At 60.1% G+C, this 26,786-nt stretch carries 24 protein-coding genes and 1 pseudogene; 11 read left to right on the top strand and 14 right to left on the bottom strand.

The features are described from left to right. Positions 1-754: 754 nt before the first annotated feature. Together CKW18_RS10815 and CKW18_RS10810 are read left to right on the top strand one after the other, a co-directional pair. Positions 755-1,729 carry a D-glycerate dehydrogenase gene (locus CKW18_RS10815; protein ID WP_095188787.1) on the top strand — a complete coding sequence of 325 codons (975 nt, stop codon included), beginning with the start codon at positions 755-757 and terminating at the stop codon, positions 1,727-1,729. Positions 1,730-1,873: 144 nt separating this feature from the next. Continuing rightward, positions 1,874-2,383, top strand: coding sequence for a DUF2165 family protein (locus CKW18_RS10810; protein ID WP_095188786.1), 510 nt, complete (start codon positions 1,874-1,876; stop codon positions 2,381-2,383). 20 nt (positions 2,384-2,403) lie between these two features. On the opposite strand, the gene CKW18_RS10805 is transcribed toward CKW18_RS10810, so the two are convergent. Then, positions 2,404-3,306, bottom strand: a complete 903-nt coding sequence (locus tag CKW18_RS10805) for a DMT family transporter (RefSeq protein ID WP_095188785.1) — start codon at positions 3,304-3,306, stop codon at positions 2,404-2,406. 139 nt (positions 3,307-3,445) lie between these two features. Here CKW18_RS10805 and CKW18_RS10800 point away from each other — a divergent pair, with 139 nt between their 5' ends. Next, complete coding sequence (locus tag CKW18_RS10800) at positions 3,446-4,321, top strand: helix-turn-helix domain-containing protein (protein WP_095188784.1); 876 nt, start codon at positions 3,446-3,448, stop codon at positions 4,319-4,321. Between the two features lie 117 nt (positions 4,322-4,438). On the opposite strand, the gene CKW18_RS10795 is transcribed toward CKW18_RS10800, so the two are convergent. The 6 genes from CKW18_RS10795 to CKW18_RS10770 form a co-directional block, all read right to left on the bottom strand. Continuing rightward, the gene (locus tag CKW18_RS10795; RefSeq protein WP_095188783.1) at positions 4,439-6,868 is read right to left on the bottom strand and encodes a TonB-dependent receptor; all 2,430 of its coding nucleotides are present in this window, start codon (positions 6,866-6,868) and stop codon (positions 4,439-4,441) included. 215 nt (positions 6,869-7,083) lie between these two features. Then, a complete protein-coding gene (locus CKW18_RS10790; protein ID WP_095188782.1) occupies positions 7,084-8,073 on the bottom strand; it encodes a FecR family protein in 990 nt (329 codons plus the stop codon). Further along, entirely contained in the window at positions 8,070-8,636 is a 567-nt protein-coding gene (locus tag CKW18_RS10785) for an RNA polymerase sigma factor (RefSeq protein ID WP_095188781.1), read from the bottom strand. The genes CKW18_RS10790 and CKW18_RS10785 overlap by 4 nt, the downstream gene beginning before the upstream one ends. A gap of 1 nt (position 8,637) precedes the next feature. After that, the gene (locus CKW18_RS10780) at positions 8,638-8,964 is read right to left on the bottom strand and encodes a DUF3325 domain-containing protein (RefSeq protein ID WP_095188780.1); all 327 of its coding nucleotides are present in this window, start codon (positions 8,962-8,964) and stop codon (positions 8,638-8,640) included. Beyond that, positions 8,964-10,550: a PepSY domain-containing protein gene (locus CKW18_RS10775; protein ID WP_095188779.1), complete on the bottom strand. Its 1,587-nt coding sequence runs from the start codon at positions 10,548-10,550 to the stop codon at positions 8,964-8,966. Before CKW18_RS10775 ends, CKW18_RS10780 begins: the two co-directional genes overlap by 1 nt. Further along, positions 10,547-10,852 (bottom strand): DUF3649 domain-containing protein, encoded by a 306-nt coding sequence (locus tag CKW18_RS10770; protein WP_095188778.1) that lies wholly within the window; start codon positions 10,850-10,852, stop codon positions 10,547-10,549. Before CKW18_RS10770 ends, CKW18_RS10775 begins: the two co-directional genes overlap by 4 nt. 176 nt (positions 10,853-11,028) lie before the next feature. Here CKW18_RS10770 and CKW18_RS10765 point away from each other — a divergent pair, with 176 nt between their 5' ends. The 3 genes from CKW18_RS10765 to fecA all read left to right on the top strand — a co-directional run bounded on the left by CKW18_RS10765 (position 11,029) and on the right by fecA (position 14,889). Next, positions 11,029-11,517, top strand: a complete 489-nt coding sequence (locus CKW18_RS10765) for a sigma-70 family RNA polymerase sigma factor (RefSeq protein ID WP_095188777.1) — start codon at positions 11,029-11,031, stop codon at positions 11,515-11,517. After that, positions 11,514-12,446, top strand: a complete 933-nt coding sequence (locus CKW18_RS10760) for a FecR domain-containing protein (RefSeq protein WP_095188776.1) — start codon at positions 11,514-11,516, stop codon at positions 12,444-12,446. Before CKW18_RS10765 ends, CKW18_RS10760 begins: the two co-directional genes overlap by 4 nt. Before the next feature lie 109 nt (positions 12,447-12,555). Beyond that, the gene (gene fecA, locus CKW18_RS10755) at positions 12,556-14,889 is read left to right on the top strand and encodes a TonB-dependent Fe(3+) dicitrate receptor FecA (protein ID WP_095188775.1); all 2,334 of its coding nucleotides are present in this window, start codon (positions 12,556-12,558) and stop codon (positions 14,887-14,889) included. A gap of 72 nt (positions 14,890-14,961) precedes the next feature. Here fecA and CKW18_RS10750 read toward each other — a convergent pair whose 3' ends face one another. Both CKW18_RS10750 and CKW18_RS10745 read right to left on the bottom strand, forming a co-directional pair. Then, entirely contained in the window at positions 14,962-15,366 is a 405-nt protein-coding gene (locus CKW18_RS10750; protein ID WP_095188774.1) for an HPF/RaiA family ribosome-associated protein, read from the bottom strand. Positions 15,367-15,566: 200 nt separating this feature from the next. Further along, a complete protein-coding gene (locus CKW18_RS10745; RefSeq protein ID WP_095188773.1) occupies positions 15,567-16,514 on the bottom strand; it encodes a LysR substrate-binding domain-containing protein in 948 nt (315 codons plus the stop codon). A gap of 136 nt (positions 16,515-16,650) precedes the next feature. Between CKW18_RS10745 and CKW18_RS10740 the strand changes: the two genes are divergently transcribed. From CKW18_RS10740 to CKW18_RS10730, 3 genes are all read left to right on the top strand, one after another. Next, entirely contained in the window at positions 16,651-18,027 is a 1,377-nt protein-coding gene (locus CKW18_RS10740; RefSeq protein WP_095188772.1) for an L-serine ammonia-lyase, read from the top strand. 63 nt (positions 18,028-18,090) lie between these two features. Then, positions 18,091-19,392 carry a serine/threonine transporter gene (locus CKW18_RS10735; RefSeq protein ID WP_095188771.1) on the top strand — a complete coding sequence of 434 codons (1,302 nt, stop codon included), beginning with the start codon at positions 18,091-18,093 and terminating at the stop codon, positions 19,390-19,392. A gap of 304 nt (positions 19,393-19,696) precedes the next feature. Then, a complete protein-coding gene (locus CKW18_RS10730; RefSeq protein ID WP_095188770.1) occupies positions 19,697-20,014 on the top strand; it encodes a DUF3509 domain-containing protein in 318 nt (105 codons plus the stop codon). On the opposite strand, the gene CKW18_RS10725 is transcribed toward CKW18_RS10730, so the two are convergent. Beyond that, positions 20,011-20,511 carry a phosphate-starvation-inducible protein PsiE gene (locus CKW18_RS10725; protein WP_095188769.1) on the bottom strand — a complete coding sequence of 167 codons (501 nt, stop codon included), beginning with the start codon at positions 20,509-20,511 and terminating at the stop codon, positions 20,011-20,013. The genes CKW18_RS10730 and CKW18_RS10725 overlap by 4 nt on opposite strands. Positions 20,512-20,850: 339 nt before the next feature. On the opposite strand from CKW18_RS10725, the pseudogene CKW18_RS10720 reads away from it, so the two are divergent. Further along, positions 20,851-21,105 (top strand): annotated as a pseudogene (locus tag CKW18_RS10720) (YebG family protein); the annotation flags it as partial. A 145-nt stretch (positions 21,106-21,250) separates the two neighbouring features. Here the strand turns inward: CKW18_RS10720 and CKW18_RS10715 are convergent. Next, positions 21,251-22,270: a Glu/Leu/Phe/Val dehydrogenase dimerization domain-containing protein gene (locus tag CKW18_RS10715; protein WP_095188767.1), complete on the bottom strand. Its 1,020-nt coding sequence runs from the start codon at positions 22,268-22,270 to the stop codon at positions 21,251-21,253. 184 nt (positions 22,271-22,454) lie between these two features. Here CKW18_RS10715 and CKW18_RS10710 point away from each other — a divergent pair, with 184 nt between their 5' ends. After that, on the top strand, positions 22,455-23,258 hold the full coding sequence (locus CKW18_RS10710; RefSeq protein WP_095188766.1) for a SirB1 family protein: 804 nt from the start codon (positions 22,455-22,457) through the stop codon (positions 23,256-23,258). Positions 23,259-23,308: 50 nt separating this feature from the next. Here the strand turns inward: CKW18_RS10710 and CKW18_RS10705 are convergent, their stop codons facing one another. From CKW18_RS10705 to fahA, 3 genes are all read right to left on the bottom strand, one after another. After that, the gene (locus tag CKW18_RS10705) at positions 23,309-24,679 is read right to left on the bottom strand and encodes an aromatic acid/H+ symport family MFS transporter (protein ID WP_095188765.1); all 1,371 of its coding nucleotides are present in this window, start codon (positions 24,677-24,679) and stop codon (positions 23,309-23,311) included. A 152-nt stretch (positions 24,680-24,831) separates the two neighbouring features. Next, complete coding sequence (gene maiA, locus CKW18_RS10700; protein WP_095188764.1) at positions 24,832-25,467, bottom strand: maleylacetoacetate isomerase; 636 nt, start codon at positions 25,465-25,467, stop codon at positions 24,832-24,834. 12 nt (positions 25,468-25,479) lie between these two features. Next, on the bottom strand, positions 25,480-26,784 hold the full coding sequence (gene fahA, locus CKW18_RS10695; protein WP_095188763.1) for a fumarylacetoacetase: 1,305 nt from the start codon (positions 26,782-26,784) through the stop codon (positions 25,480-25,482). Positions 26,785-26,786 lie beyond the last annotated feature (2 nt).

Genomic DNA, 26,786 nt, shown 5'->3' with positions numbered 1-26,786 from the left:
GAACTGGCCGTGAACCGCGTCCTGGATAACCACGAAATCCCCCAATCTGCGCCACACAACTAACCCCCTGTGGCAGCGAGCGTGCTCGCGAAGGCGTCAGCCCATTCAACATTTTTGGTGCCCGATATACCGCTTTCGCGAGCAGGCTCGCTCCTACAATTGGATCGTATGCAGTCTGCAAGATATTGGTCGGCTGACGGGCCGTCATCGCGACGGACCAACCTCCACAGCAAAACAACAGCAAGATCAAAAGATCGCAGCCTTCGGCAGCGCCTACAGAAGTAACAAGTCCAACCCGCACGCGGCGAATGCCGCCCCACTCAACAGGATGAGCGCAAGCTCGGCTGCTGCTCTTGATCTTGATCCACGGGCGACGTCGGAAGGCTGAGCGGAGGGATTCATCCGGGGGGTAGGCGCGAAGCGCCGTTTGGCGAAGCCAAACACATCGAGAGGAGGTGCAGCGAAGCAAACCGGAGGCGATGCCCCCGGATCGATCCCGGAGCGAAGGCACCCCGAGCCCCAGCGAGCGGGCCGTACGTAGGAGCAAGCGTTTTTTGCTTACTTTTTTAGGCGCTTGTAAAAAAGTGAGTCGCCGTAAGGGCGAAACCGCCAGTGGCAACCCCAGAAACAACGGATATGCACACAAAATCCCCCAAACATGGTCGGCCCAAAGGCCGCCAAGACAAGCCAAAACCCACAAAGAAATGTTAGCGTGCTTGGCAATCTCAGAAAGCCAAAGCCGAGCCCAAGCCCAATGAAAAAAACAGTCCTGGCCTTCAGCCGCATCACCCCCCCCATGATCGAACGCCTGCAACAAGACTTCGACGTCATCGTCCCCAACCCGAAAAACGGCGACATCAACACCCAATTCAACGAAGCCCTGCCCCACGCCCACGGCCTGATCGGCGTCGGCCGCAAACTCGGCAAAGCCCAACTCGAAACCGCCACCAAACTGGAAGTGGTCTCAAGTGTCTCGGTCGGCTACGACAACTACGACCTCGACTACTTCAATGAACGCGCGATCATGCTCACCAACACCCCCGACGTGCTCACCGAAAGCACCGCCGACCTCGCCTTCACCCTGATCATGAGCAGCGCCCGCCGCGTCGCCGAACTCGACGCCTGGACCAAGGCAGGCCAATGGCAAGCCAGCGTCGGCGCACCGCTGTTCGGCACTGACGTGCACGGCAAAACCCTCGGCATCGTCGGCATGGGCAACATCGGCGCCGCCGTCGCCCGCCGCGGCCGGTTCGGCTTCAACATGCCGATCATCTACAGCGGTAACAGCCGCAAGACCGACCTCGAACAAGAACTCGGCGCACAATTTCGCAGCCTCGACCAACTCCTCGCCGAAGCCGATTTCATCTGCCTGGTGGTGCCACTCAGCGACAAGACCCGCCACCTGATCAGCCATCGCGAACTGGCCCTGATGAAGCCGAGCGCGATCCTGGTGAACATCTCCCGCGGCCCGGTAGTCGATGAGCCAGCGCTGATCGAAGCCCTGAAAAACAACCGTATTCGCGGCGCAGGCCTGGACGTCTACGAGAAAGAACCGTTGGCCGAATCGCCACTGTTCCAGCTGAAAAATGCCGTGACGCTGCCGCACATCGGCTCAGCCACCCACGAAACCCGCGAAGCCATGGCCAACCGCGCGTTGGCCAATCTGCGCAGTGCATTGCTCGGCGAACGCCCGCAAGACCTGGTAAACCCGCAAGTCTGGCGCGGCTGAAAAAACGGGCAAGTGCGTAATGGCACTTGCCCGTTAGTTGGTTTAATACACAACTCGAAATTGAACAACAAACCCAATCAAACAACAACATTATAAGCTCTCCGAATTGTCGAATGATCGACAACGCAATGGAGAGCTAACACCTTGAATACCCTGACCACCGACAGACTTATCCGTTACAGCAAAGTCATATTAATGGCTTACATAAGTTTCTTTGGCCTGCTGGTGATGATCCACAACTTCACCGACTATGATTCCAACTACACTTACGTGGCGCACATCCTGAGTATGGACACCACCACGGCCAGTGAAACCATCAAGTATCGGGCCATCGAATCGCCGATGATTCATCACCGCATCTACTGGTTCATTATCACCCTGGAAGTCACGTATACCGTGTTGTGCCTGATAGGCACCTATCAGCTCTATCGCAACATCAACGCCTCCGCCGAAATATTCCACGAGGCAAAAAAGTTCTCGATCATGGGCATACTGGCGGCAATCTTTATTTATTACGTTTGCCTGCAAACCGTGGGGGTGGAATGGTTTGACATGGACACTTCGCAATCATGGAATGCCAAGGACTGGGCACGGCATATCGTTGATTTCATCTTCCCTGTCATGATTTACATCACCTTGAAAGTCGAGCGCTGAAGGTCAGCGCTCGTTTTATTTCACGCCAACTTTCCCGAGATCGGCGGTACCACCGCTTTCGGTTTGCGAAACACCAGCACGTTGCCCAGCATCACCAATACCAGACCGACCAGCGCCGGAGCTGTCCACTGGTAACCCTCGGCAAACGCCGAAACGTTCAGCGCCACCACCGGGAACAACACCGTGCAATAAGCCGCGCGCTCCGGCCCCATGCGCCCGACCAACGTCAGGTACGCGGTGAAACCGATCACCGAACCCGGAATGACCAGATACAGCAGCGCACCGACGTAGCGCGGCGACCAGTCCATGTCAAAGGGTATGCCTTTGACCAGACACCACACCGACAGCATCGCCGCCCCATAAGCCATGCCCCAGGCATTGGTGGTCAAGGGTTTGAGGCCAGCCTTCTGTTGCAGGCTCGAGAGCATATTGCCCGCCGAGAAGCACAACGTGCCGCACAGGGCCAGTCCCAGGCCAAGCAAGGTTTGCGGGCTGGCCTGATGGCCGGCGAGTTCCGGCCAGAACAACATGCCCAGGCCGAACAGACCCAGCGCCCCGCCCATCAACACATTGCGGGCAATTCGCTGGCCGAAGAACAGCCGCGCATTGAGCGCGTTCCACAAGGTCGCGGTGGAGAACACCACCGCCACCAGACCGCTGGGAATCCACTGACTGGCGGTGAGAAAGCACATGAAGTTGACGCAAAAAAGGCACAAGCCCTGAGCCACGCAGATCAAATGGCCGCGCCGGTTCATCGGTTGCAAGCGACGGCTGAGCAACAGTAAAACGAACAGCACCAGCGCCGCGAGGCCAAATCGATAAACGATCGACACTGGAATCGCCACCACGCCCAGTTGCCATTTCAGGGCAATCCAGGTGGTGCCCCAGATCAGCACGGTCAACAGATACAACGACAGATTCATGACGAACACTCCTTGATAGGCCTTGAGTGTCTGCTTCGGCAGGCGGCAAGCGCTTGCATAAACTTGCGCTTTTGTCGGGCGACTGGCGCGCAGCGCGGCGGCTACGGAGTAGGATGCAAGGCGTTGAAGAGATCCGATCATGGCCGCCATCGATACGCTGCAAGTCTTTCAAGCACTTAACCGCTCGCCGAACGCACGCCTTGTGCACAGCGCGGAGCTCGGTGACGGCTTGTCTGCAGCCTTGTGGACCAATCACCACGACGCCCGAGAATACGAAGCACCAAGCCATCACACCCTTTCCTGCTACATCGCCGGCGGCACCGGTACGTTTCGTCGAGGGCAACCGGGCCGCAAGGGCGGGCCGGACAAGCTGTGCATCCTGCCGGCCGACCACGAATCAGGCTGGGTGATCAATGGCGATATTCGCCTCGCGCACCTGTATTTCAATGCCGAACAATTCGCCCTCGGTTGCGTCACGCTGCTTGATCGTGAACCACGTGAGATGCAGTTGCGCGAGCAGACCTTTCTCGAAGACCCGCAGCAGGCACAGCGCTTTCGACAATTGCTCACCCTCAATTGGGACGAGCCGGCCGAACGTCTGCTGACCAGCAGCCTTGCCCACGAATTGATCAGCCACACCTTGCTCAGTCAGGTCGGCGCACGTCAGGGCTTGCGCCTCAAGGGCGGACTGGCGCCGCATCAGCGTCGGCAACTGGTGGAGTTCATCGATGCGCAGTTGGCCGAGCCGATCAGCCTCGGACAACTGGCCGGGTTGTGTGCGCTGTCGGAATACCACTTTGCGCGGATGTTTCGCGTGAGCTTCGGCCTGCCGCCGCATCAGTATGTGCTGGCACGACGCTTGAGCCGGGCGCGAGAGTTGTTGCGCGGGACGACGTTACCGTTGGGGGAGATTGCGCTGGCGTGCGGGTTTGCCAGTGCGAGCCATTTCACCAATCGCTTCAAGCAGGTGTTGGGCGGGACCCCGGGCGAGTATCGGCAGGCGTTTTTGCGTTAGGCCTGAAATCTTAAGTGCCTTTCAGGGCCTCTTCGCGAGCAGGCTCGCTCCCACATTTGGAATGCAATCCCCTGTGGGAGCGAGCCTGCTCGCGAAGAACGATGACGCGATTGTGGATCAGAACTCCAGGGTGCTGGACAGCGAAACCTGCCGCGAATCGCCCATCGACACAAAGAACCGGCTCGCCGCCGAGGTGTAATACGTGCGATCAAACAGGTTCTTCACATTGAGCTGGAACTTGACCTTCTGCCCTTCCACCTTGGTGTCGTAAGTGGCAAAGGCATCGGCCACGGTGTAGCTGGGCAGGTCAAAATCATTCACCGCGTTCCCCGCACGTTCGCCGACATACCGCGCCCCGGCACCGACGCGCAGTTGATCGCCGCCGATCACGCTGCCGAAGTCATACACCGCCGACAATGAGCCGCTGTTCTTCGCCACGTTCTGCAGGCGCTTGCCCTTGTAGGTCGGGTCTTCGGTGACTTCGGCATCGGTGTAGGCATAGCTGCCGATCAGGCTCCAGCGATCGCTGAGTTGACCGGTCAGATCCATTTCCAGACCGCGCGAGCGCACTTCACCCGCCGCGCTGTAAATTGTCGTCGGGCCTTCGGAGTTGGCCACCAGCACGTTGCGTTTCTTGATATCGAACAGCGCGATGTTGCCGGTGATGCGCCCCGGCATGTCCAGCCGCGCGCCCAGCTCCCACGACTTGGCTTCTTCCGGCGCAATACTGCCGTCGAGCACCGTGCTGCTGCCGCTCAGCGGGGCGATGGTCGAATTGGGTTTGAACGATTCGGTGTAGCTGCCGTAGAACGACAGCTCGTCGGTGTAGCGATACACCAGGCCGGCGCGTGGCACCCACTTCTGCCCGTTGCTGTCAGTGTTGGCCTTGAACGGCACGCCCTTGCCGGCGTACTGGTCGTACTCCTGGAAGCGCCCGCCGGCGACCAGAATCCACTGCTCGTTGAGGTGGATCGAGTCCTGCAGGAAGATCGAATCGCTACGCAGTTCATCGGTCTGTGCGCTGTCGGCAGCGCTGACCGTGGTGCCTTCAACCTCGCGACCATAGACCGGGTTGACGTAGCTGAAGGTGCTCAGGCTTTTCTGCCGGATCAGATCGGCACGGTAGATCTTGCGGTATTCATCATCAATGCCAAACACCAGGTCGTGCTGCATGCCCAGTACGTTGACCTTGCCTTCGAGGCTGGCGGTGGTGAAACGATCGGTGCTGATCGCGTTTTGCGTGCCATCCATGCTGCGGGTCAGCGTGCCTTTTTTGGTATCGATGGCGGTCACGCGCACCTGGCTGGCGTCGTAGGTTTCGCGGTTCCAGCTATAGCCGAAGTGAGCCTTCCAGTCATCGTTGAGCTCGTGATCGGCTTCGAAGTGATACAGATCCGAACGCCCTTGCATGTCGTTGAACGGCTCGTCGAGACGTTCCTTGCGCGAGATGTTCAGCGGATGGTTGGTGCGTGGGTCGATCACCGTGCCGCGATCGAACGGCGTGAGGAATTCACGATGCTCGTAGCCGAATGACAGCTGGGTGCGTTCGCCGAACCAGGCCAGCGAAGGGGCGATCAGTGTTTCGCGATGGGTGCCGTAGTTGCGCCAGTAATCTTCGTCTTCGTGATCGAGCACCAGGCGATAAGCGAACCCGGATTCACCCAGCGCACCCGTGCTGTCGAAGGTGCCGCCACTGCCGTTTTTGCCTTCGCCGTAGGTCGAGCCACGCAGCGTCAGCGCGTTGTATTGCTCAAGTTCGGGCTTCTTGCTGACGAGGTTGACCACGCCGCCCGGGTCCTGAATTCCGTACAGCAAAGACGCCGGGCCTTTGAGCACTTCGACGCGATCAACCGTGGCGTTCATGCCACGACCCTGCACGATCGGCATGCCGTCGCGCATGATCGAGCCGTTGCGGTTATCGCCAAAGCCGCGGGTCATCACCGAATCCTGGGTGCTACCCAAAGTGTTGCCCTGGGTGATGCCACTGACGTTGGCCAGCGCGTCATCAAGGTTGCGCGGCGCCTGATCGCGGATCACTTGTGCGGGAATGACATTGACGGTCTGCGGGATTTCCTGAAGCGAGGCCGATGAGCGCATCACCGAACTGGTTTGCGGGGGCTGGTAACTCATCGATTCGTCGCGCAGCGAAGTGATCGTCGTCGCGCCGAGATTCAGCGCACCGGCGGTGGGTTGCGGTTCCAGTGCGAACGTGTGGCTGTCGGTGCGGCGCAAGTTCAGGCCGGAACCTGTGAGCAGACGTTGCAGCGCTTGCTCGGCACTCATCTGACCGTTTACGGCTGGCGCGATAATGCCGTACGGCGCCTCATCGGTGTAAACCACGCTCTGCCCGGTGACGCGGCTGAAGTCGCTCAGGGCTTGCGGCAGCGGTTTGGCGGCCAGAGAGAAGCTGAATTGCTTTTGCGCCTGACTGCTGACGGCTTCAGCGGCGAGCGCAACGCTCATCGGCAACAAGGCCAATGCCGAAAAGCTCAATGCTTGAGCGCCCAACCACTGTTTGACCGAACCCGATTTTGCCCTGGACTTCATTGCTCAATGACCTGTGTAGAACCGCAACGGATGCGAATGACTCGCAGTTTCAGTCACTACACGGATGGGGCTCGGGTTTACCTCACCCCAAAATTGAAAATATTTTTGGAGGATGTGTTGTATGTGCCGACGCCTTCGGGAGCAAGCCCCCTCCCACAACGGCACCACATTTCAAATTGTGGGAAGGGGGCTTGCTCCCGAAGAGGTCAGTGACCTCAGCGCAAAATAATCAGATGCCCCAGCACCTGATGCTGCTCAAACCCCATCACCCCTTGCAGCGAATTCAGCACCGCCTGCGGGTCCTTACTCGGAAAACTGCCGCTGACCTTGCGCGCCGCCAACTCATCTCTGAGCAACACGATGCGCCCGGGGTAATACCGGCGCAGATCCGCCACCACATCGCCCAGCGTCGATTTGTAGTAAGTCAGCCAGCCCTGACGCCAGGCCAGTTGCGCCTCGCTGTCCACGGCGTGGAGCTTTTGCGCCACGCCATCGCCGTAAGCCACTTGCTGGCCGGCGGTGAGATTCTGTTGCTCGCCATCACGATCCGCCGTCACCCCGACACGCCCGGACAACACGGTGACCTGCGCCCCATGAGGTTGCAGACGCACTTCGAATTGCGTGCCGAGCACTCGCACCTGGCCCTTCTCAGCCTCGACTACAAACGGCTCGCCCGTGTGCGTGACGCTGAAAAAACCGGCGCCGCGACGCAGGCGCACATGGCGTTCGCCGTGGCTGAAATCCACGGCGATGGCGCTGTCGGCATCCAGCGTCACTTGCGATTGATCGGCTAGGGTGACGGTACGGATCTCGCCGGGCGCCGAGACATAATCGGCACCGAGATCATCAATCCAGCGCTGCGGTTGCCACCCCGTACCGAGGCTGACCATCAACAGCAGACACGCCGCCATCGCCAACGCGCCAGACCAACGCAACAGTGCTGGACGACGCGGGCGATCCATCGCATCGAGGTAACCCTGCAACGCTATCGCCTCTTCATTGGCCAACCTTTGCGCCGGGCCTTCGCTCAATTCCCAGAGCAATTGCGCCTGGGCGTAAGCCTCGGCGTGGGCAGGGTCGGCCCGCAGCCATTGGCTGAACGTCAGTTGATCGCCAGCGCTGGGCCGATCATGCAGCAGGCTCAGCCAGGCAAAAGCCGCCTGTTCCTGAGCGGACGTCGGAATGATTATGTCGGTGGGCTTCACGGTGCTTTCCCTGGCAGGCGTGGCGCGGGTTCGCGCAGGCTGGCCTTGCAGGCCTCGAGGGCGCGCATCATATGTTTTTCCACAGCGCTTTGGGACAGGCCCATGGCTTTGGCGATGTCCGCGTACTTGCGGCCGTGGATGCGATTGAGCAAAAAGATCTGCCGGGTGCGCTCGGGCAAGGCGCGCAAGGCCGCTTCGACATGGCGTAGATCATTGCCGGCTTCGAGCGCTGCCTGTGGTTCGCTGCCCTGGCTGTCCGGCGCCTCCGGTTGCCAGCCTTCGTTGACGCGCAGCCGTGCGCCTTCGCTGCGCAGATGGTCGATGGCGATGTTGCCGGCGCAACGCAACAGGTAGGTGCTGAGTTCTTCAACCTGCACCAACGGTCGGCGCCAGAAGCGCAAAAACAGATCCTGTACCAGATCCGCCGCCGTCGCCCGGCAACCGACGCGTCGATTTACCAGCGCTTCCATTTGCGAGCGCTGCGAGAGGAACACCTGCAGAAAATGTGCACGAGCCCCGCGCGGTTCATCGTCGCGCGATTCCGGTGGCAGGCCAATCAGCACGTCAGCACTGCGCCCATGCCGCGACCGGGCTGGCCAGCAGGCTCAACCCGGCCAACGTCAAGGCCAGACGCGGCCGGTAGGGCAGCAACAGCACCAGGGCCAATGCGCTGAGCATCAACACCGCAAACCAGTCGACCAGACCGAAACTCCAGCCTTTGACGGCCACCGCAGCCCATAGCGACAAGGCCAGCGACAGCCACCCGATGAGTTTCAATCCCTGACGGCGGCGCGCCGAGGACTTGTGCCCGAGCAGCTCATCATGGTGCCGAGGCATCGCCAGACACAGCGCGGTGAACCCGGCGTAGCAAAGCAGAAGCGCCAGCAGCATCAGCTCGCCCCTTGCTCAAGCGTGACCGGCCGCGCCGTTTCGCGTTGTACTTTTTTCACTCTGACATTACTTGCGCCACGCTGCATTTTCCACGCGGCCCACGCGAGGAACACCCCGGCAGCGAGGCACGTCAGGTCGAAACCGGCGAGCACCCAATCGCCCAGCGCAAGTGTTGCGCCGAGATTCCATGGTGTGGTCAGCGCATTGATCAGCGGTACCGCGACAAACAGCGCCGCCCCCAGCCCAAGCTGTTCAACCCAGGCCTTACGCCCCGGACGAAGCAGCGCATGCACCACACTCAGCCCCCACATGATGAAAAACGCATTCACTTCCCAATCCGCGCGACCGGCCAACCCCACCGGCAACAGACGATTGGCCAGGAAGAACACCGCCACCGCCGACACCAACCCGGCCATGCTGGCGATGTTCAGCACTTCCACCAAACGCAACTCGAACGGCATGACCCCACTCTTGGCGTGTTTGAGTTGACGCTTGCCCAGCCAGATCACCAGTCCGGTGCCGATCATGGCCGTGCCGGCCAGACCGCAAATGAAATACAACCAGCGCAACACCGGCCCGGCAAAGTGGCCCATGTGCAGACCATAGAAAGCCCCACCCACTGCCATTGCCACAGGCTGTTGCGGGGTGCTGCCGAGCATCTGTCCGGTGACGCCATTGAAGGTCACGGCGTTACCGAAGTCGTGCACGACGCGGTCGCCAGCGCGAGACAACACCACCGACGCATTTTCATCGCCAGGATTGCTTACCGACAGGCGCGTGGTCTGGCCGCCCGACCATTGCTCGCTGGCCTTGGCCAACAGCGGCGCCATGGGTGCCAGAGGCGCGGCAATATTGGCGCGCTCCGGTGTCTTCGAGGCGGGGAAAACCTCATCGAAAAACGCCCTTACGTCGCCGTTGTAGGACACCGCGATGCTCGCCGGCATGACCATCGACATGAAAATCACCAGGCTGCTGTAGGTGATCATCAGGTGAAACGGCAACACCAACACGCCGACAGCGTTATGCCCATCAAGCCAGGTACGCTGGCCCTTGCGCGGGCGGAAAGTGAAGAAGTCCTTGAAGATTTTCTTGTGGGTGATGATGCCGGTGATCAGCGCGACGAACATCACCATCGCCGCGATAGTGGCCAGCCAGCGGCCCCACGGGTAAGGCATTTGTAGCTGGAAGTGGAAGCGGTAGAAGAACTCGCCGCCCATGCTTTCGCGGCCCAGTACTTCGGCACCGGTTTGCGCATCGAGGGTTTTCGACTCGAAACGGCCACGTTCGCCAGGTTTGGCTGGCGATGGCTGCCAACGCACGGTCAGGCCGGGATCACGGGCATCGGGCAAGCTGATCAGCCAGCGTGAGGCACCGGCCGCATGTTGCTGTAGATATTCCTGGGCCAGGGTCAGGCTCGCTTCGGCATTGATCGGCCGCGCCGGGATTTCCGGCTGCATCCAGTGACTGGTTTCGTCCTTGAAGTACGCCAGTGTTCCCGTCAGGAAAATCGCGAACAGCAACCAGCCGAACACCAGCCCGGTCCAGGTGTGCAGCCAGGCCATGGCCTGGCGAAATCCTTCTTTCATGCGTATCCCAAGCCCCGCGCCGCGCCAGAGATGGTCGCCAGTACCACACTGGGCACCAGCAAACCGACCCAGGCCGACCACGCCGTTCGGCAGGCAAAGCACCAAAGCACGGCGACCAGATACACCAGAAACGAAATGGTCATGCCGGTCACCACCGCTTCAGCACGGCTCAACGGCAGCCATAGCGTCAGGGTGACGCTGGCCAGCGCTGCGACCAGATAGCCGCCAAACACTGCCGCCAGCACCCGCGAGGTGACGGCCAGACGGTAGGACATGGGGAGTGCGGCAAATTTGGCTTTCATGTTTCGACCCTGAAACGAAAAACGTTCGGCCGACAAGCCGAACCAACAGGCGAGCAATATTAATGATAAATATTCTCATACGCAAAAGCATCTGATTGCCGGACAGCCTTTCCCACCCCTACAATGCGAACAGTTCTTGTTCTCTAACGTACAAAAGTGCGCCCGGAGTAATACCGTTGCCGTCCGCCCATCCCGTCGAATCGCTCTATCAGGAACATCACCGCTGGCTCACTGGTTGGCTGCGGCGCAAACTCGGCTGTCCGGACAGCGCGGCGGATCTGGCGCAGGACACCTTCATCAAAGTGCTGACCGCCCGTGAACCGCCGGTGATCATTGAACCGCGTGCGTTCCTGACCACCCTTGCCAAGCGCGTCGTGTTCAATCATTACCGCCGTCAGGATCTGGAGCGCGCCTACCTCGACACGCTGGCGCAAATGCCGGAAACGGTCGCGCCATCGGAAGAAGACAAAGCGATCATCCTGCAAACCCTGATCGAGCTGGATCAATTGCTCGACGGCCTGCCGCATCAGGTCAAACGCGCCTTTTTGCTGGCGCAGATCGATGGCCTGACTTATCCACAGATCGCGGCTGAGCTGAGCATCTCTGTGGCCACCGTCAAACGGCATCTCAACAAAGCGGCAATGCGCTGCTATTTCGCCCTATGAACCGCGTCCCGGATTTCTCCTCGCAAGTGGCCGAACAGGCGGTGCATTGGCTGATGGAAATGCAGCAAGGCGCCTTCACCGCACGCCAGCAACAGGCGTTGCAGCAGTGGCTGGACGCCCATAGCGAACATCGTCGCGCCTGGGAACATATTCAGCGCGTGAACCAGCGCATGCGCGGTGTTTCTTCGCCGCTGGCGCATGCGGTGCTCAATGCTCCGAAGTCCGGCAGCCGCCGTCAGACACTGAAACTGCTGCTGTTGCTGGGCGCCGGTTCAGCCGTCACCTGGGGCATGCGCGAGCACAACCCGTTGCCGTCGCTGCTCGCCGATTACCGCAGCCCGCTGGGTCAGCGGCGAAAGATTGCGTTGGGTGCGGGCAGTCAGTTGCAACTCAACACGGCCAGTTCAGTGGATGTCGAAAGCAGGCAAGGATTGATCCGTTTGCTTGAAGGCGAAATCCTCCTGACCGCGGCCCAACCCTTCGAAATACGCACCGCGCAGGGAATTCTGAAAACCCAAGGCGCACGCCTGAACGTACGGCAGTTTGCTGATCGCACGCAGGTGGCGCTGTTCGAAGGTCGGGTTGAACTGACCGCCAATGGACGCGCGCCGATGTCGCTGCCCGTCGCCCGGCAACTGAGCTTCAGCTTGACGTCTGTCAGCGAAGCCGGACCTCTGGACGCCAACAGCGGCGCCTGGGCCGAGGGCATGCTGGTGGCGGCGCACATGCGTCTGGGTGATTTCCTCGATGAGCTGGGACGCTACCGCCGCGGCCAGCTCAATTGCGACAGGAAGGTCGCCGATCTGCTGATCTCCGGGACTTATCCACTGGACGACAGCGAGCGAATCCTCGATCTGCTGGAAATCAGTTTGCCGGTGAAGGTGAGGCGTTTTACCCGTTATTGGGTCAGCGTCGAGGCGCGGGTGTAACCGCAGGCTGCGATCTTTTGCTCTTCAAAAAAAAATGAGCCGTTTTTCAGATCTGGCGTGACAGAGAAGGAAAGCCCCCCTTGATTCAACCTTCTCAGGACCCTCCACCATGCACCCCACCCGCCTCACGCCACTGGCCCGCAGCCTGCGCAACCTTGTCTTCGGCGCCAGCCTGAGTTTCGGCGCCCTGCCCGCCGCGCTGGCTGCCGACGCCAAGGCTTATCACATTGCGCCGTCGTCGCTGGAAAACGCCCTCAACCAGTTTGGCCGTGAAGCCGGGGTGCTGATCTCGTTCGGCTCGCAAGTCACCAGTGGTGTGCAAAGCCGCGGCCTGGAGGGCAGCTACACCACCGAGCAAGGTTTGAATGCATTGCTCGAAGGCACTGGCCTGCAAGCCCGCGCCGAGGGCGATAACGCCTTCAGCCTGCAACCGGCGGGTGACACAGCGCTTGAGCTGGACACCTCGAAAGTCGTCGGCGACTGGCTCGGCGATGCACAGCAAATCAACGTCTTCGAACACCCTGGCGCCCGGGACGTGATCCGCCGGGAAGACTTCGAACGCCAGGGCGCCACCCAGGCGCGCGATGTGCTCAACCGCATCCCCGGCGTCAACGCCCCGGAAAACAACGGCACCGGCAGCCACGACATGGCGCTGAATTTCGGCATTCGTGGTTTGAATCCGCGTCTGGCGGCACGCTCGACAGTGTTGATGGACGGCATCCCGGTGCCGTTCGCGCCCTATGGCCAACCGCAGTTGTCATTCGCGCCGATCAGCATGGGCAACATGGATGCGGTGGACGTGGTGCGCGGCGGTGGCGCGGTGCGTTACGGTCCGCAGAACGTCGGTGGCGTGGTCAACTTCGTGACCCGGGCGATTCCCGACGAGCCGACGGTCAAGGGTGGTTTCCAGACCGAAACCAGCCCGTCGTCGAGCCACGATGGCTTCAAGACCAGCGCCAATCTGCTGGCCGGCGGCACCAACGCCAACGGTCTGGGCGGCGCTTTGCTGTACTCCGGCACTCGCGGCGGCGACTGGCGTGAGCACAGCGACACCGAGATCGACGACCTGATTCTCAAGGGCAAATACCAGCTCGACGAGGCCAACAGTTTCAACGCCATGGCTCAGTATTACGAAGGCAAGGCTGACATGCCCGGCGGCTTGAACGTGGCTGATTACGATGCCGATCCGTACCAGTCGACGCGGCCGAAAGACCAGTTCTGGGGCCGGCGCACGATGTTCAATTTCGGTTACCGCTATCAGGAAGATCGCCGCGAGTTCACCGCCAACACCTTCTTCACCAAAACCCTGCGCAGCGGTTATCTGGATCAGGGCAGCTTCCTGTCGCTGTCGCCACGCGAGTATTGGGTGCGCGGCTTCGAAACCCGCTTCGCCCAGGGTTTCGACCTCGGCCCGACCAGCCATGAAGTCGGCGTCGGCTATCGCTACATCAACGAGGCGGGCCACGAACTGCGCTACCGCACGCCGATTGCCAGCAATCAATACCCGACCACCGACAGCCGTAATGACCGCGACACCCGTGGCGGCACCGAGGCCAATGCGTTCTTCGTCGACGACCGCATCGACATCGGCCAGTGGACGATCACCCCGGGCGTGCGCTACGAGATGATCGAATCGCAGCAGACCAACAACCTGACCAACGTCAAATACAAAGGCGACTACAACACCGCGCTGCCGGCGTTAAACGTGCTGTATCACCTGACCGACAGTTGGAACCTGTACGCCAACACCGAGGGTTCGTTCGGCAGCGTGCAATACAGCCAGATGCCCAACCGCGTCACCAGCGGCGAAGTGAAACCGGAAAAAGCGCGCACCTGGGAACTCGGCACCCGTTACGACAACGGCGCGTTGCGCGCAGAGATCGGCGCGTTTCTGATCAACTTCGACAACCAGTACGAAAGCAACCAGACCAACGATTCGGTGATCGCCCGTGGCGAAACCCGCCATCAAGGCATCGAGACCAGCGTCAACTATGCGCTGGACGACTTGAGCCCGGCGCTGGCCGGTTTCGATGTTTACGCCTCTTACGCCTACGTCGATGCGACCATCCGCGAAGACGGGCCGAACAAGGGCAATCGCGTGCCGTTCTCCTCAAAACACAAAGGCACGATTGGCGTCGGTTACACCGAAGGGCCGTGGAAACTCAATTTCGATAGCAGCTTCCAGAGCGATCAGTTTGCCGACAACGCCAACACCTCGAAAGAAAGCGCCGACGGCAGCACTGGCAAGATCCCCGGCTACATGCTGTTCAGCAGCCGTGCGGGCTATGACTTCGGGCCGCAATTGTCGGATCTGAATGTGGCGGTGGGGGTGAAGAACATCTTCAACACGCAATACTTCACGCGTTCATTCGATGACAACAACAAGGGCAAGTATGTCGGGGAACCGCGAACGGTTTATGTGCAGACTTCTGTGGCGTTTTGACCACCACTGAAAACAAAAACGGGCCTGCATTCGCAGGCCCGTTCTCATTGGGTGGCTTATGAAATCAGCGCATCAACTGTTGATCGCTGCCTGTTCATTCTCAAGAAATTCTTCCTCCAGCAGTGCGTCATTCGTCTTGCTGAATGGCACCACCGCAGCACGTGGTTTGCCGCGCAATTTGCCAAACAGGTGCTCCAGCGCGTGCTCCAGTTTTTCGGCTGCACCGTCGATCGCCTGTTCCAGCGAATCGGCTTTGTGGGTGACGGAAATCGGTTGATGGCCTTTTGGCCGCGCTTCCAGCTGGCAGCGCAAGTCATGAGGACCAGGTTTGTCGCCGTTCTCGTCGCTCAGGTGGACTTCGACACGGGTCAGGTCTTCTTCATAACGTTCGAGCGTGCTCTCAATGGTTGTACGTACCCACTCCTCCAGTCGTTGACTACTTTGAATATGGTTATCGCTGTTGACTTGGATTTGCATAGTTCATCCCTTATTTCAGCTAGCTCGCGAGAGGCCGTAGACATATTTTCTTGACCTCTTGGTTACAACAATCGGCCCGACCGGCGAACATTTCAACCCCTGAAAAAAGATAAATATTCATTCGCAAAAAAAGCCGGACAACCGGACACAGCGCTGGTAAGGTCGGGAGTTGGGTCGCCTGGTCGCCCTGCAAAATTCACTCACAATTGCCCGTCGTTCAACGGGTGCAGACTGCGAAAAATCCCCGCCTCCTCCACCAGCCAGTCATGCACCGCACGCACGCCCGGATGGCTCAACGCCCCCGGCGCATAGAGCAACACGTAGCGTTTGTGATTGGGCACCGACAGGCCGAACGGCACAATCAACGTGCCCCGCTCCAGTTCATCGTTGAGCAGCGTGCGTCGGGCAATCGCCACGCCCATGCCGGCGATGGCGGCTTCGATGGTCAGGTGATTGCGATTGAACGTATGCCCGCGCCGCACATCGGCCCCTTCGAAGCCGATAGCGTTCAAATAGAATTCCCACTCCGCGTATTCATAACTGCCGCGCCAGGCGGTGATGTCGTGCAGCAACGGAAAATGCACCAGATCCGCCGGCCCGTGCAGCGGTGGGCGGCCACGCAACAGGCTCGGCGCGCAAACCGGGAAAATCTGTTCATCGAGCAAGGCTGTGGATAACAGTCCTGGATAGCTGCCGTCATTCAAGTCGATGGCCAGATCAAAATCGCCCTCGTGCAATGGCACGCTGCTGTCCTCAGCCACCAGTCGTAGCTGGATATCCGGATAACGCTGTTGCAGTCGCGGCAATCGTGGCGTCAACCACTTACTGAGGAACGAAGGAATCGACCGCACGCGCAGAATTCCGCTGATCATCCCCGCATCCAGTCGGCGCAATTCGGCGTCGATGCTGCCGTAGGCTTCGTTGACCGTCATGGCCAGCCGCTGCCCTTCTGCACTTAACTCGACCCCGCGAGCGCGGCGGTGAAACAGGCGAAAACCGAGGCGCTCCTCCAACTGGCGGATTTGCTGGCTGACCGCGCCCGGCGTGATGTGCAGTTCTTCCGCGCAACGGGTGAAGGACAGGTGCCGCGCGGCACAGGAAAACACCTGCAGCCAGACGTAAGTCTGGGCATGCAATTGACGACTCATCGTTTAGTCCTGCTAAAGGCTGTCTTAGGAAGTTTCGTTGGTCACTGAAGATCAAGGTGGGCAGTATCGCCGACATTGCGCTTGTCCTACAAAAAATGGCGGCGATTTCCTACTCCATTGCTTGTAAGGCTTTAGCATGGCTATCAGTGTTTTCGATCTATTCAAAGTCGGCATCGGTCCGTCCAGTTCCCACACCGTAGGCCCTATGCGCGCCGCCGCGACTTTCGCCCAGGCGTTGATCGATCAACGGTTGTTGAACGATGTGCGCCGCGTTGAAATCCGTTTATACGGTTCGCTGTCGGCCACCGGCGTCGGCCACGCCACCGACCGCGCCACGGTCATGGGCCTGATGGGCGAATGGCCGGACAGCATCGATCCGTCGACCATTGATCCGCGCATCCAGCAACTGCGCGAAAGCGGCCAACTGGCGCTGGCCGGTCAACGCTCGATTGCCTTCAACTGGCAAAGCGATCTGCTGCTACTCGACGAAAGCCTGCCCTACCACCCCAATGCCATGTCGCTGACAGCCTTTGGCGAAACCGCCGAGCTGTTTACACAAACGTACTACTCGGTCGGTGGTGGTTTCATCATCGAAGCGGCGGAGGCAGAGTCGGGCGTGGCCCCGAGCGGCGACGTGGTGTTGCCGTACGATTTTTCCAGCGCCGCCGAACTGCTGTCGCTGTGCAAAAAACACAATCTGCGGGTCAGCGAATTGATGATGGCCAATGAACGCGCATGGCGCACTGACGCACAAATTCGTCAGGGGCTGCTGCACATCTGGTCGGTGATGCGCGAATGCGTTGAACAAGGACTGCGCCACGAGGGCATTCTGCCCGGTGGTCTCAATGTGCCGCGCCGTGCCGCAAAACTGCACCGCAGCCTGTTGGAAATCGGCAAGCCGAATGTCATCAGCTCGACGCTGTCGGCCATGGAGTGGGTCAACCTGTTCGCCCTCGCCGTCAACGAGGAAAACGCCGCCGGTGGACGCATGGTCACTGCGCCGACCAACGGCGCGGCCGGGATCATTCCAGCGGTTCTGCACTACTACATGAAATTCAATCCGGACGCGTCCGACGACGACGTCGTCGCGTTCTTCATGGGCGCTGCGGCGGTCGGCATTCTGTGTAAGAAGAATGCCTCGATCTCCGGCGCCGAAGTCGGCTGTCAGGGCGAAGTCGGCTCAGCCTGCGCAATGGCGGCCGCAGGCCTTGCCGAAGTGCTCGGCGCCACCCCGGAACAACTGGAAAACGCCGCCGAAATCGGCCTGGAACACAACCTCGGCCTGACCTGCGACCCGGTCGGCGGGTTGGTTCAAGTGCCGTGCATCGAGCGCAACGCCATCGCCGCCGTGAAAGCGATCAACGCGACACAGATGGCCCTGCGCGGCGACGGCAACCACTTCATCTCCCTCGACCGGGTGATCCGCACCATGCGCGATACCGGCGCCGACATGCACGACAAATACAAAGAAACTTCACGGGGCGGCCTGGCTGTCAGCTGGGTGGAGTGCTGAGGAGCATTCCCCGACCGTCCGCAATACGTGAGCCCGAGCAAGAATAATAACGAGGCGATACCGATGACCGATGTACGTACACCTGCTGCCGAAAACCCCGCTGTAGATCTGGCACGCAACGCAGAAACTGCCCACAAGGGCTGGAGCAAATTCGACACCACCTGGATGCTCGGGTTGTACGGCACCGCCATCGGTGCCGGTACGTTGTTCCTGCCAATCAACGCTGGCGTTGGTGGTTTCTGGCCGTTGTTGATTCTCGCCGTGCTGGCATTCCCGATGACGTACTTCGCTCACCGTGGGCTGACCCGTTTTGTCTTGTCCGGCCGTTCCGGCGACATCACTGAAGTGGTCGAAGAGCACTTCGGCATCGGTGCCGGCAAGCTGATCACGCTGCTGTATTTCTTCGCGATCTTCCCGATCCTGCTGGTGTACAGCGTGGCGCTGACCAACACCTTGAGCAGTTTTCTCGAACATCAATTGCACATCGCCCCGCCGCCACGGGCGATTCTCTCACTGGCGTTGATTCTCGGCCTGATGGCCATCGTGCGTTGCGGCCAGACCGTGATCGTCAAAGCCATGAGCGTGCTGGTTTATCCGTTTGTCGCTGCGTTGCTGCTGCTCGCCCTCAGCCTGATTCCGAACTGGAACGGCGCTTTCTTCGCCAGCGCTCAAGAGGCAATGCCGATGTCGGTGTTCCTCAAGACGATGTGGCTGGCGATTCCGGTGATGGTGTTCTCGTTCAACCATTCGCCGATCATTTCGGCCTTCGCGGTTGACCAGAAACAACGCTACGGCGACCAGGCCGAACGCAAGAGCAGCGGCATCCTCGCCATGGCCCACGGCATGATGGTGATCACGGTGATGTTTTTCTGCTTCAGTTGCGTGCTGGCGCTGTCGCCGGCGGATCTGGCGGCCGCAAAGGCGCAGAACATCTCGATCCTGTCGTACCTGGCCAACCACTTCCAGACCCCGGTCATCGCCTATGCCGCACCGCTGATTGCGCTGGTGGCGATCACCAAATCCTTCCTCGGCCATTACATCGGCGCCAGCGAAGGCTTTCAAGGCATGATCGTGAAAAGCCTGCGCAGCCGTGGCCGGGTAATGTCGGCGAGCTGGCTGAACCGTGCGACCGCGCTGTTCATGATCCTCAGTTGCTGGGCCGTGGCCACTTTCAATCCGAGCATTCTCGGCATGATCGAAACCCTCGGCGGCCCGGTGATCGCCTGCCTGCTGTTCCTGATGCCGATGTACGCCATCCGCCGCGTGCCAGCCTTGCGCCAGTATTCTGGCCAGGCATCCAATGTGTTCGTGGTGCTGATCGGCCTGATTGCACTGTCTGCGATCATCTACTCGTTCTTGCCCTGAAAACGGGCCACAAAAAAAGGCGAGCCACGCGGCTCGCCTTTTTTATCCCCGTGTTCATTGTTCGACAATTTTCCCGGCACAGCCCTTGCTACACCCCTGTAGGAGCTGCCGCAGGCTGCGATCTTTTGATCTTTGTGATCCTCATGACCGAAATCAAAACACCGAAGATCAAAAGATCGCAGCCTGCGGCAACTCCTACATGAAGCAACCACACAGGCCACGGAATGGCCGATGGTCTGGATGGACGAACCAACCCGATCACGGCCGGTCAACAACTGCACGTTCAATCAGGCGGTGACGCATCATGGACAATCCTTTTCAGATCATTACCGATGCCTTTGCGCCGGACTATCAGATCAACCTGAGCATTCAGGGCCTGGACGGCAGCATCATGCTGACCCTGTCCAACAGCGGCCGGATCGTGGCCAAACGGATGATCAGCACCGAGCAGCGCAACGATCCCGCACGCCTCAAACGGTTGGTGCAAAGCATTCAGTTCGGCATTGCGATCGAACAGGGCCACAGCGCCATGGCGATTCTCGAAGCCATGACCAACGGCGACGGGCAGACCCCGCCACCGCCTCAGGTCAAAGGCCAGCCCCGGCCAGTCGCGGGACTTTAAAGTTCGCCCTTCTCCACTTCGGGATGCTCACCGGAACCGGCACCGAGCTTGCGTTGCGGTTTTTCGATCTTCACCGAGGGGAATTGCGACGAAGCGTAACGCACCACCAGAATCGAGAACGCCAGCAGCAGAATGCCGCCGCACAGATAAATGATGCCCATGTCCGGCGGGTTGTGGTGCGAGACGTTGGAGATCAGCAGTCGGGTCAGCGCGGTGATCGCCACGTAGATCAGGAAGCGCACCGGCATGTGGTTGGTCTTGAAGTAAATCCCGACCATCGCGCCCAATTCGAGATAGATGAACAGCAACAGGATGTCATCGATCTTGATATGCCCTTCTTCGAGCATGCCGAGAAACTCCATCACCGCCGCCCACGCCGTCACCGCACCGATGGCGAACAGCGCCAGATAATGGAAGGTTTCGACGAACAGGTTGCCCAGGGACTCGGCCAGTTGATGCACGTTTTGCCGCAGTTTCTCGGCCCAGTTGATTTTCACGATGTTGTTTCCTTAGCCCGATGCGAGCGGATGATGCGTGTTGGACGTGACGGTTTTCTGCACGCGCCTGATTTCATGCAGAAAAGAGGCCACGCCATCATGGCGAGCCGCCACAAAACCTGCGCCGTGGCGTTTGGTCGCAGGGCACCGGCCTGACCCAAATCCTGTGGGAGCGAGCCTGCTCGCGAATGAGGGCGACACGGTCGATCTGACAAACCCGAAATCCGGTCTACATTGAAAAGCCACTACCCAAAGCGTAGGGATTCGCTTATCCTTTTCGCTGTATATAGATACAGTAGTCGCAAAGACAACTAAATGTGAAGGCATGTGAGGTGGTGAATGGCCGTCGAAGTGGTATACCGCAGCAGCCGAGATCTGGAGCGCTTGTTCATGGATAAAGCCGAAGCTGACCGTCATGACAAAATGCTCGAACTGGCCGAATATCTGGCCGATGTGCTGCAAAAAGCCGTTCCGTCGCTGACTGAACAGCAAGTGGAAGAAGCCGGGATCTACATGGCGAAGAACCGCGATGTGTTCGCCCGGGCGTTCAAGAGCCAGCCAGATGCCCTGTCGGAGCTGATCAATGCGCCGGCAGAGCCTGTCGAGCAGGCTGAGGTAGCAGACGCTGCCGAAGCGCCGGTTAAACCGGCCAAAGCGGCGAAGGCCGCGAAGTAATCGATGCCCGAATTGAATAGGCCCTGAGTCGAATGGCTCAGGGCCTTTTTCATGCCTGTGAAACTCAGCGATACAAAACTTTTTCCGCCAACTCATCGGCCACCCGCGCCGGCGAGCGTTTTTCCGCCTGCGCATGGGCAAAGACTTCGGTCAGCCGTGAACTGATTTTCGACAGGTGCGCGGTAATGGTGGTCAGCTCCTCGCCGCGATGTTTCAGCGAGACGTAAATCAGGCTACCGGCATTGATCACATAGTCCGGCGCATAAAGGATGCCACGCCGCTCCAGTTGATCGGCAACATCCAGATGCGTCAGTTGATTGTTCGCCGACCCGGCCACCGCCGAGCAGCGCAGTTGCGTCACCGAGTGACTGTTGAGCACTCCGCCGAGTCCACACGGCGCAAGAATGTCGCACGGTGTGCTGAGCAACGCGTCGTTGGCGATCGGGTGAGCGTTGAGCTGCTCCATCGCCAGTTGCACCTTGCCGTGATCGATGTCGCTGACCAGTAGCTCGGCCCCGGCGGCGTGCAGTTGTTCGGCCAGTGCGAAACCGACATTGCCCAACCCCTGAATCGCTATGCGCAAACCTTCCAGATTATCGCTGCCCAGTCTGGCCATGGCGGTTGCGCGAATCCCGGCGAACACCCCCATTGCCGCGTGTGGCGCAGGATCGCCGGCCGAAGTGGTGCTGGTGACGTGCTGGGTTTGTTGGGCGATGCAGTCCATGTCCGCGACCGAGGTGCCGCTGTCGATGGCGGTGATATAGCGGCCGTCGAGCTGATCGATGCAACGGCCGAAGGCTTCGAACAGCGCCCCGCGATTTTCCACATGCACCGGCCGCACAATTACCGCCACGCCACCGCCCTGGGGCAAGCCCGCCAACGCGGCTTTGTAGCTCATGCCCTGGGCGAGACGAATAGCGTCTTCGACGGCCGATTCGTCATTGGGATAGGCAAGATAACGACAACCGCCCAGGGCTGGCCCGAGGCGACTGTTATGAATGGCAATGACCGCCTTCAACCCGGAAACCGGGTCAACGCTCAGGTGCAGCGATTCCAGGCGAGTGCTTTGCATGAGCGCAAACATCGTTGGGCTCCCGAATCACTTCTTGTAGAACGCCAGTATAGGCTTGCGTCCGAAAATTGCTGAAGCGCACCGGAATAAGCGCCCCGCGGATGATGGCTTTGCGGAATAAACACAGACGCACATGGGCAGGCACTGGACGAATGCCACGGACGGGGCTAAAACGAGGCATTCCCCGGAGATTGTCATGAATCCGCGCCAACGTTTTTTCGAGTGTCTGCACCGTTCACCGCCCGCGTTGTTGGAAGCCGCGTTGTGGATGGCCGCCGAGCACGAAAAAGCGATCGATCCCGAGGCGCTGCTACAATACTTCAAGGAGCTGCAGCAACGCGTCAGTTTCGGCTTGCCAATGCTGCCGGTCAGCGAGCTCGCGCAGCCGTTACTGCGACGCATGATTGAGTTGGGTTTTGCCCAGGATGACTTTCTGCCACTGCGCCCCCAGGCTGCGCTGTTGCATAAAGTGCTGCAGACCCGTCGCGGCCAGCCGCTGGCGCTGGCGCTGATTGCTCTGGAGCTGGCGCGCGGTCTGGAGATTCCACTGGTCGGGGTCAATTTCCCCGGGCACTTCCTGCTACGGGTGCCTGGTGCCGATCACTTGCTGGATCCGTGCGGGGGGCGACGCCTGTATCCCAATGACTGTCGCGAACTGTTACAGCGTCAATACGGGGCGCACATGAAACTCAACGCCGAGCATCTGCTCACGGCTACGCCCGTGCAGATGCTCCAGCGCCTGTCACGCAACCTGCGTCAATTGCACCTGACCCACGATGACTTTATCGCATCGCTGATCGACGCCGAGCGTGTGCTCGAACTGGGTAATGCCGGCGCCGCCGATTACCTGGCCCGGGCCAGTCTGTATCAGCGGCTCGACTGCCCGAATGCCGAACGCTTCGACCTGGAGCGTGCGCTGTTGCTCAGCGAAGATCCGATACAGCGCCTGCGCCTGACCGAGCGGCTCGGGCATCTGCCGCCCAATTCGGTTGTTCACTAATCCCCTGTGGGAGCTAGTCTGCTTGCGATGCAGGCGACTCGGTCTCAAGGTCAGACCGCGTTATCGTTCTTCGCGAGCAGGCTCGCTCCCACAGTGGTCGCGGTTATTTCAGCAGGCGACCGCACCTGAATGATCAACAGCGCGGCAATGACGGCCGGAATCGCGCAGAAGAAGAAAATCTGCTCCACCGGAATGTGCATCGCCAGCAGCAGACTGCCGAACAGCGGCCCGAGAATCGAACCGAAACGCCCCACCCCCAACGCCCACCCCGTGCCGGTGGCACGAACGTGCGCCGGGTAGAAGTTACTGGCGAACGCATTCAGCGTCAGTTGCCCGCCAATAATGCAAAAACCCGCAGCAAACACGCAGGCCACCAGATAACGCGGGTTGTCGTGATTCAGGCCCAGCAGAATCGTGCACAGCGCCGCGCCCGCGAGCACACCGGACAACAGACGCACTTTGCGTTTCAAGCGGTCGGCGAACCAGGCCATGCAGATCGCGCCCAGCGTGCCGGCGAACAGAAACATCGACGTCACCAGATTGGCCTCGTTGAGTTTCAAGCCACTTTCCAGCAGCAACGACGGCAGCCAGCTGATCATGAAATACAACAGGATCAGACTGACGAAAAACGTCGCCCAGATCAGCAAGGTAGGGCGCGCATAACCGTTGCGGAACAACTCCACTACCGTCAGCTTGCTGCCCTGTTCCCGCTCGTTCTGCTTGACAGAAGCGGCCGGCGGTTGCCAGTCCGGCAGCATCCGCGCGGTGACCTTGCGCAGACGTGCATACGGCGGTGCATCACGCAGCAACCGCGGCAGCGATTCCGGCAGCATCCACCAGAGAAACGGAAACAGCAGCAACGGCGTCACGCCGCCGGCGAGGAACACCGCTTGCCAGCCGAATTGATCGATGAACCCGGCGGCAACAAAACCACCCGCTGCACCGCCGAAGGAGAAGCCGCACGCGGCCAGTGTCACCATCAGTGTGCGCAGGCGCGGCGGCGAATATTCCGACATCAACGCCATGGCGCTGGGCATCGCGCCGCCCATACCGATGCCGCAGATGAAGCGCGCGACCATCAACGTATTTAGCGAGTCGGCAAACACCATCAGCACCGTCAGGCTGGCGTAGATCAGCACGCAAGCGAGCAGGATGCGACGTACACCGAAGCGGTCGGCCAGGGGCGTGACGACGAGAGAACCGATCGTGAGGCCCAACAGGTTGGCGCTGAACACAGGCCCGAATGCTGACTTTTCCAGACCCCAATCCTGGGCCAGTGCCGGCACCACATAGCCGAGCACCTGGGCGTCATAGCCATCGGTGACCAGCAACAAGGCGAGCAGGATCAAAAGCAACCACTGATAGCGGGACACAGGACGGGCGTCGAGTGCCGCCCGGAAGCTGGCAATCTGGTTGTGCATCGCAAGGTACCTGTTTTGTTTTTATGATTTTTTTTGCGTGGATCAACGCCGAACCTTGTGGGAGCGAGCCTGCTCGCGAATGCGGTGTGTCAGGCAAATGAAGGGTGGCTGACACTCAGCATTCGCGGGCAGGCTCGCTCCCACAGGGAGTATTACGGTATATCTGGCTGGTTGGCCGGATGCGCCTTGATGAACGCCGGATGTTCGACAGCCAACGCCGCCACGCGACAGATCCGTGGATAAGCCTCCAGCGAAACATTGAACCGCTCTGCCGCGTACAACTGCGGGATCAGGTAAACATCCGCCAGGCACGGCCACTCACCGAAACAGAATCCGCTCTCACCAATCAACTGCTCCACCGTCGCCAGTCCCTGGCTGATCCAGTGGCTGATCCACGCGACCACCTGCGGCTCTTCATACCCCGACTGACGCAGGCGATTGAGCACGCTGACGTTATGCAGCGGATGCACATCGCAGCCGATTACTGCCGCGACGCCGCGCACGTGAGCGCGGGCAGCGAGGTCTTCAGGCAGCAGCGGCATCTGTGGATAACGTTCTTCCAGATACTCGATGATCGCCGGCGACTGGATCAGCAGATCGCCCTCGTCAGTACGCAAGGCCGGCACCCGCCCCTGCGGATTGATCGCCAGATACGCCGCTTGCCGATGCTCACCACCGGACGGCGCGATCAGATTGACCGGCAACGCCTGATAATCGAGGCCCTTGAGCGCCAATGCGATCCGCACCCGGTACGACGAGGTCGAACGGTAATAGGTATAGAGATCCATAAGCCGCTCCTGTCAGCGCGCCGCCAGCACTTTGCCGCGGCATTCGCCGAAACCGATGGAGGCAAAACCGTCGCGGGCGCAACGAGCGCGCAGGATGATTTCGTCACCGTCCTCAAGGAATTTACGCACTTCGCCGGACGCCAGTTCGATCGGCTTTTTACCGCCCTCGGTGATTTCCAGCAGGCTGCCGAACTGACCGTTTTCAGGGCCGGACAACGTGCCCGAACCAAACAGGTCACCGGCCTGCAACTGGCAACCGTTGACGCTGTGGTGCGCGACCATCTGCGCTACGGTCCAGTACATGTAGCGGGTGTTGCTCAGGGTCAGGCGATGAGCTGGCAGGTTCTGTTCGCGCATCGCCTCGGTGAGCAGCAGCACTTCCAGTTCGATGTCGAAAGCGCCTGCAGCTTGATCGCGCTGGTCGAACAGATACGGCAGCGGCTGCGGATCACCTTCAGGACGTGCTGGCTGTGCAGTGCGGAATGGCTCCAGCGCTTCAGCCGTGACCACCCATGGCGAAACGCTGGTGATGAAGCTTTTGGACAGGAACGGACCCAATGGCTGGTATTCCCAGGCCTGGATGTCGCGGGCTGACCAGTCATTGAGAAGACAGAAACCGGCGATGTGTTCAGCGGCATCGCCAATCGCAATCGACTCGCCCATCTCGTTGCCCTGGCCGATCCAGATGCCCAGTTCCAGCTCATAGTCCAGACGTGCGCACGGGCCGAACGTCGGCTCGCTCGCGCCGGCCGGCAGGGTCTGGCCTTTCGGACGACGCACGTCAGTGCCCGACGCACGAACGGTGGAAGCCCGACCGTGATAACCGATCGGTACATACTTGTAGTTCGGCAGCAACGGGTTGTCCGGGCGGAACAGTTTGCCAACGTTTTGCGCGTGTTCGATGCCGACGTAGAAGTCGGTGTAGTCACTGATGCGCGCCGGCAAATGCATCTGGCAATCGGCGGCCAATGGCAGCAGTTTTGCGCCTTGTGCTTCGATGTTGCCGCGCAGGGTGCTGCCTTCGCTGAACAGTTCCAGCAGTCGCTCGCGCAAGGCAACCCGGGCTTCGCGCCCCAGTTCAAAGAACGCGTTCAGTTGTCCGCCGTGCATGGCTTCAACCGCTGTGCGAGCAACGCCGTCGAACAAACCGGCCTCAAGCGCCACTTGCAGATCGAAAATGTGATCGCCGATGGCGACACCGCTACGCGGCTCGCCGCCTTCAATGCTGAACACGCCCAACGGCAGGTTCTGCAACGGGAATTCGGCGTGGCCGTTGGCCGAAGCGACCCAACTGCGGGTGATGGAAGTCTGAGTCATGG

This window comes from Pseudomonas sp. Irchel 3E19, from assembly GCF_900187585.1.
GTDB classification, from domain to species: domain Bacteria; phylum Pseudomonadota; class Gammaproteobacteria; order Pseudomonadales; family Pseudomonadaceae; genus Aquipseudomonas; species Aquipseudomonas baetica.
Note: the sequence above shows the minus strand (reverse complement) of the source record. Positions and strands in the feature narration are given on the sequence as shown.

Bases quoted from the DNA above. Each gene is read 5' to 3' on its own strand.
- CKW18_RS10815 (WP_095188787.1), top strand. From the start codon at position 755: ATGAAAAAAACAGTCCTGGCCTTCAGCCGCATCACCCCCCCCATGATC.
- CKW18_RS10805 (WP_095188785.1), bottom strand. From the start codon at position 3,306: ATGAATCTGTCGTTGTATCTGTTGACCGTGCTGATCTGGGGCACCACC.
- CKW18_RS10800 (WP_095188784.1), top strand. From the start codon at position 3,446: ATGGCCGCCATCGATACGCTGCAAGTCTTTCAAGCACTTAACCGCTCG.
- CKW18_RS10795 (WP_095188783.1), bottom strand. From the start codon at position 6,868: ATGAAGTCCAGGGCAAAATCGGGTTCGGTCAAACAGTGGTTGGGCGCT.
- CKW18_RS10780 (WP_095188780.1), bottom strand. From the start codon at position 8,964: ATGCTGCTGGCGCTTCTGCTTTGCTACGCCGGGTTCACCGCGCTGTGT.
- CKW18_RS10775 (WP_095188779.1), bottom strand. From the start codon at position 10,550: ATGAAAGAAGGATTTCGCCAGGCCATGGCCTGGCTGCACACCTGGACC.
- CKW18_RS10770 (WP_095188778.1), bottom strand. From the start codon at position 10,852: ATGAAAGCCAAATTTGCCGCACTCCCCATGTCCTACCGTCTGGCCGTC.
- CKW18_RS10760 (WP_095188776.1), top strand. From the start codon at position 11,514: ATGAACCGCGTCCCGGATTTCTCCTCGCAAGTGGCCGAACAGGCGGTG.
- fecA (WP_095188775.1), top strand. From the start codon at position 12,556: ATGCACCCCACCCGCCTCACGCCACTGGCCCGCAGCCTGCGCAACCTT.
- CKW18_RS10750 (WP_095188774.1), bottom strand. From the start codon at position 15,366: ATGCAAATCCAAGTCAACAGCGATAACCATATTCAAAGTAGTCAACGA.
- CKW18_RS10745 (WP_095188773.1), bottom strand. From the start codon at position 16,514: ATGAGTCGTCAATTGCATGCCCAGACTTACGTCTGGCTGCAGGTGTTT.
- CKW18_RS10740 (WP_095188772.1), top strand. From the start codon at position 16,651: ATGGCTATCAGTGTTTTCGATCTATTCAAAGTCGGCATCGGTCCGTCC.
- CKW18_RS10735 (WP_095188771.1), top strand. From the start codon at position 18,091: ATGACCGATGTACGTACACCTGCTGCCGAAAACCCCGCTGTAGATCTG.
- CKW18_RS10730 (WP_095188770.1), top strand. From the start codon at position 19,697: ATGGACAATCCTTTTCAGATCATTACCGATGCCTTTGCGCCGGACTAT.
- CKW18_RS10715 (WP_095188767.1), bottom strand. From the start codon at position 22,270: ATGTTTGCGCTCATGCAAAGCACTCGCCTGGAATCGCTGCACCTGAGC.
- CKW18_RS10710 (WP_095188766.1), top strand. From the start codon at position 22,455: ATGAATCCGCGCCAACGTTTTTTCGAGTGTCTGCACCGTTCACCGCCC.
- CKW18_RS10705 (WP_095188765.1), bottom strand. From the start codon at position 24,679: ATGCACAACCAGATTGCCAGCTTCCGGGCGGCACTCGACGCCCGTCCT.
- maiA (WP_095188764.1), bottom strand. From the start codon at position 25,467: ATGGATCTCTATACCTATTACCGTTCGACCTCGTCGTACCGGGTGCGG.
- fahA (WP_095188763.1), bottom strand. From the start codon at position 26,784: ATGACTCAGACTTCCATCACCCGCAGTTGGGTCGCTTCGGCCAACGGC.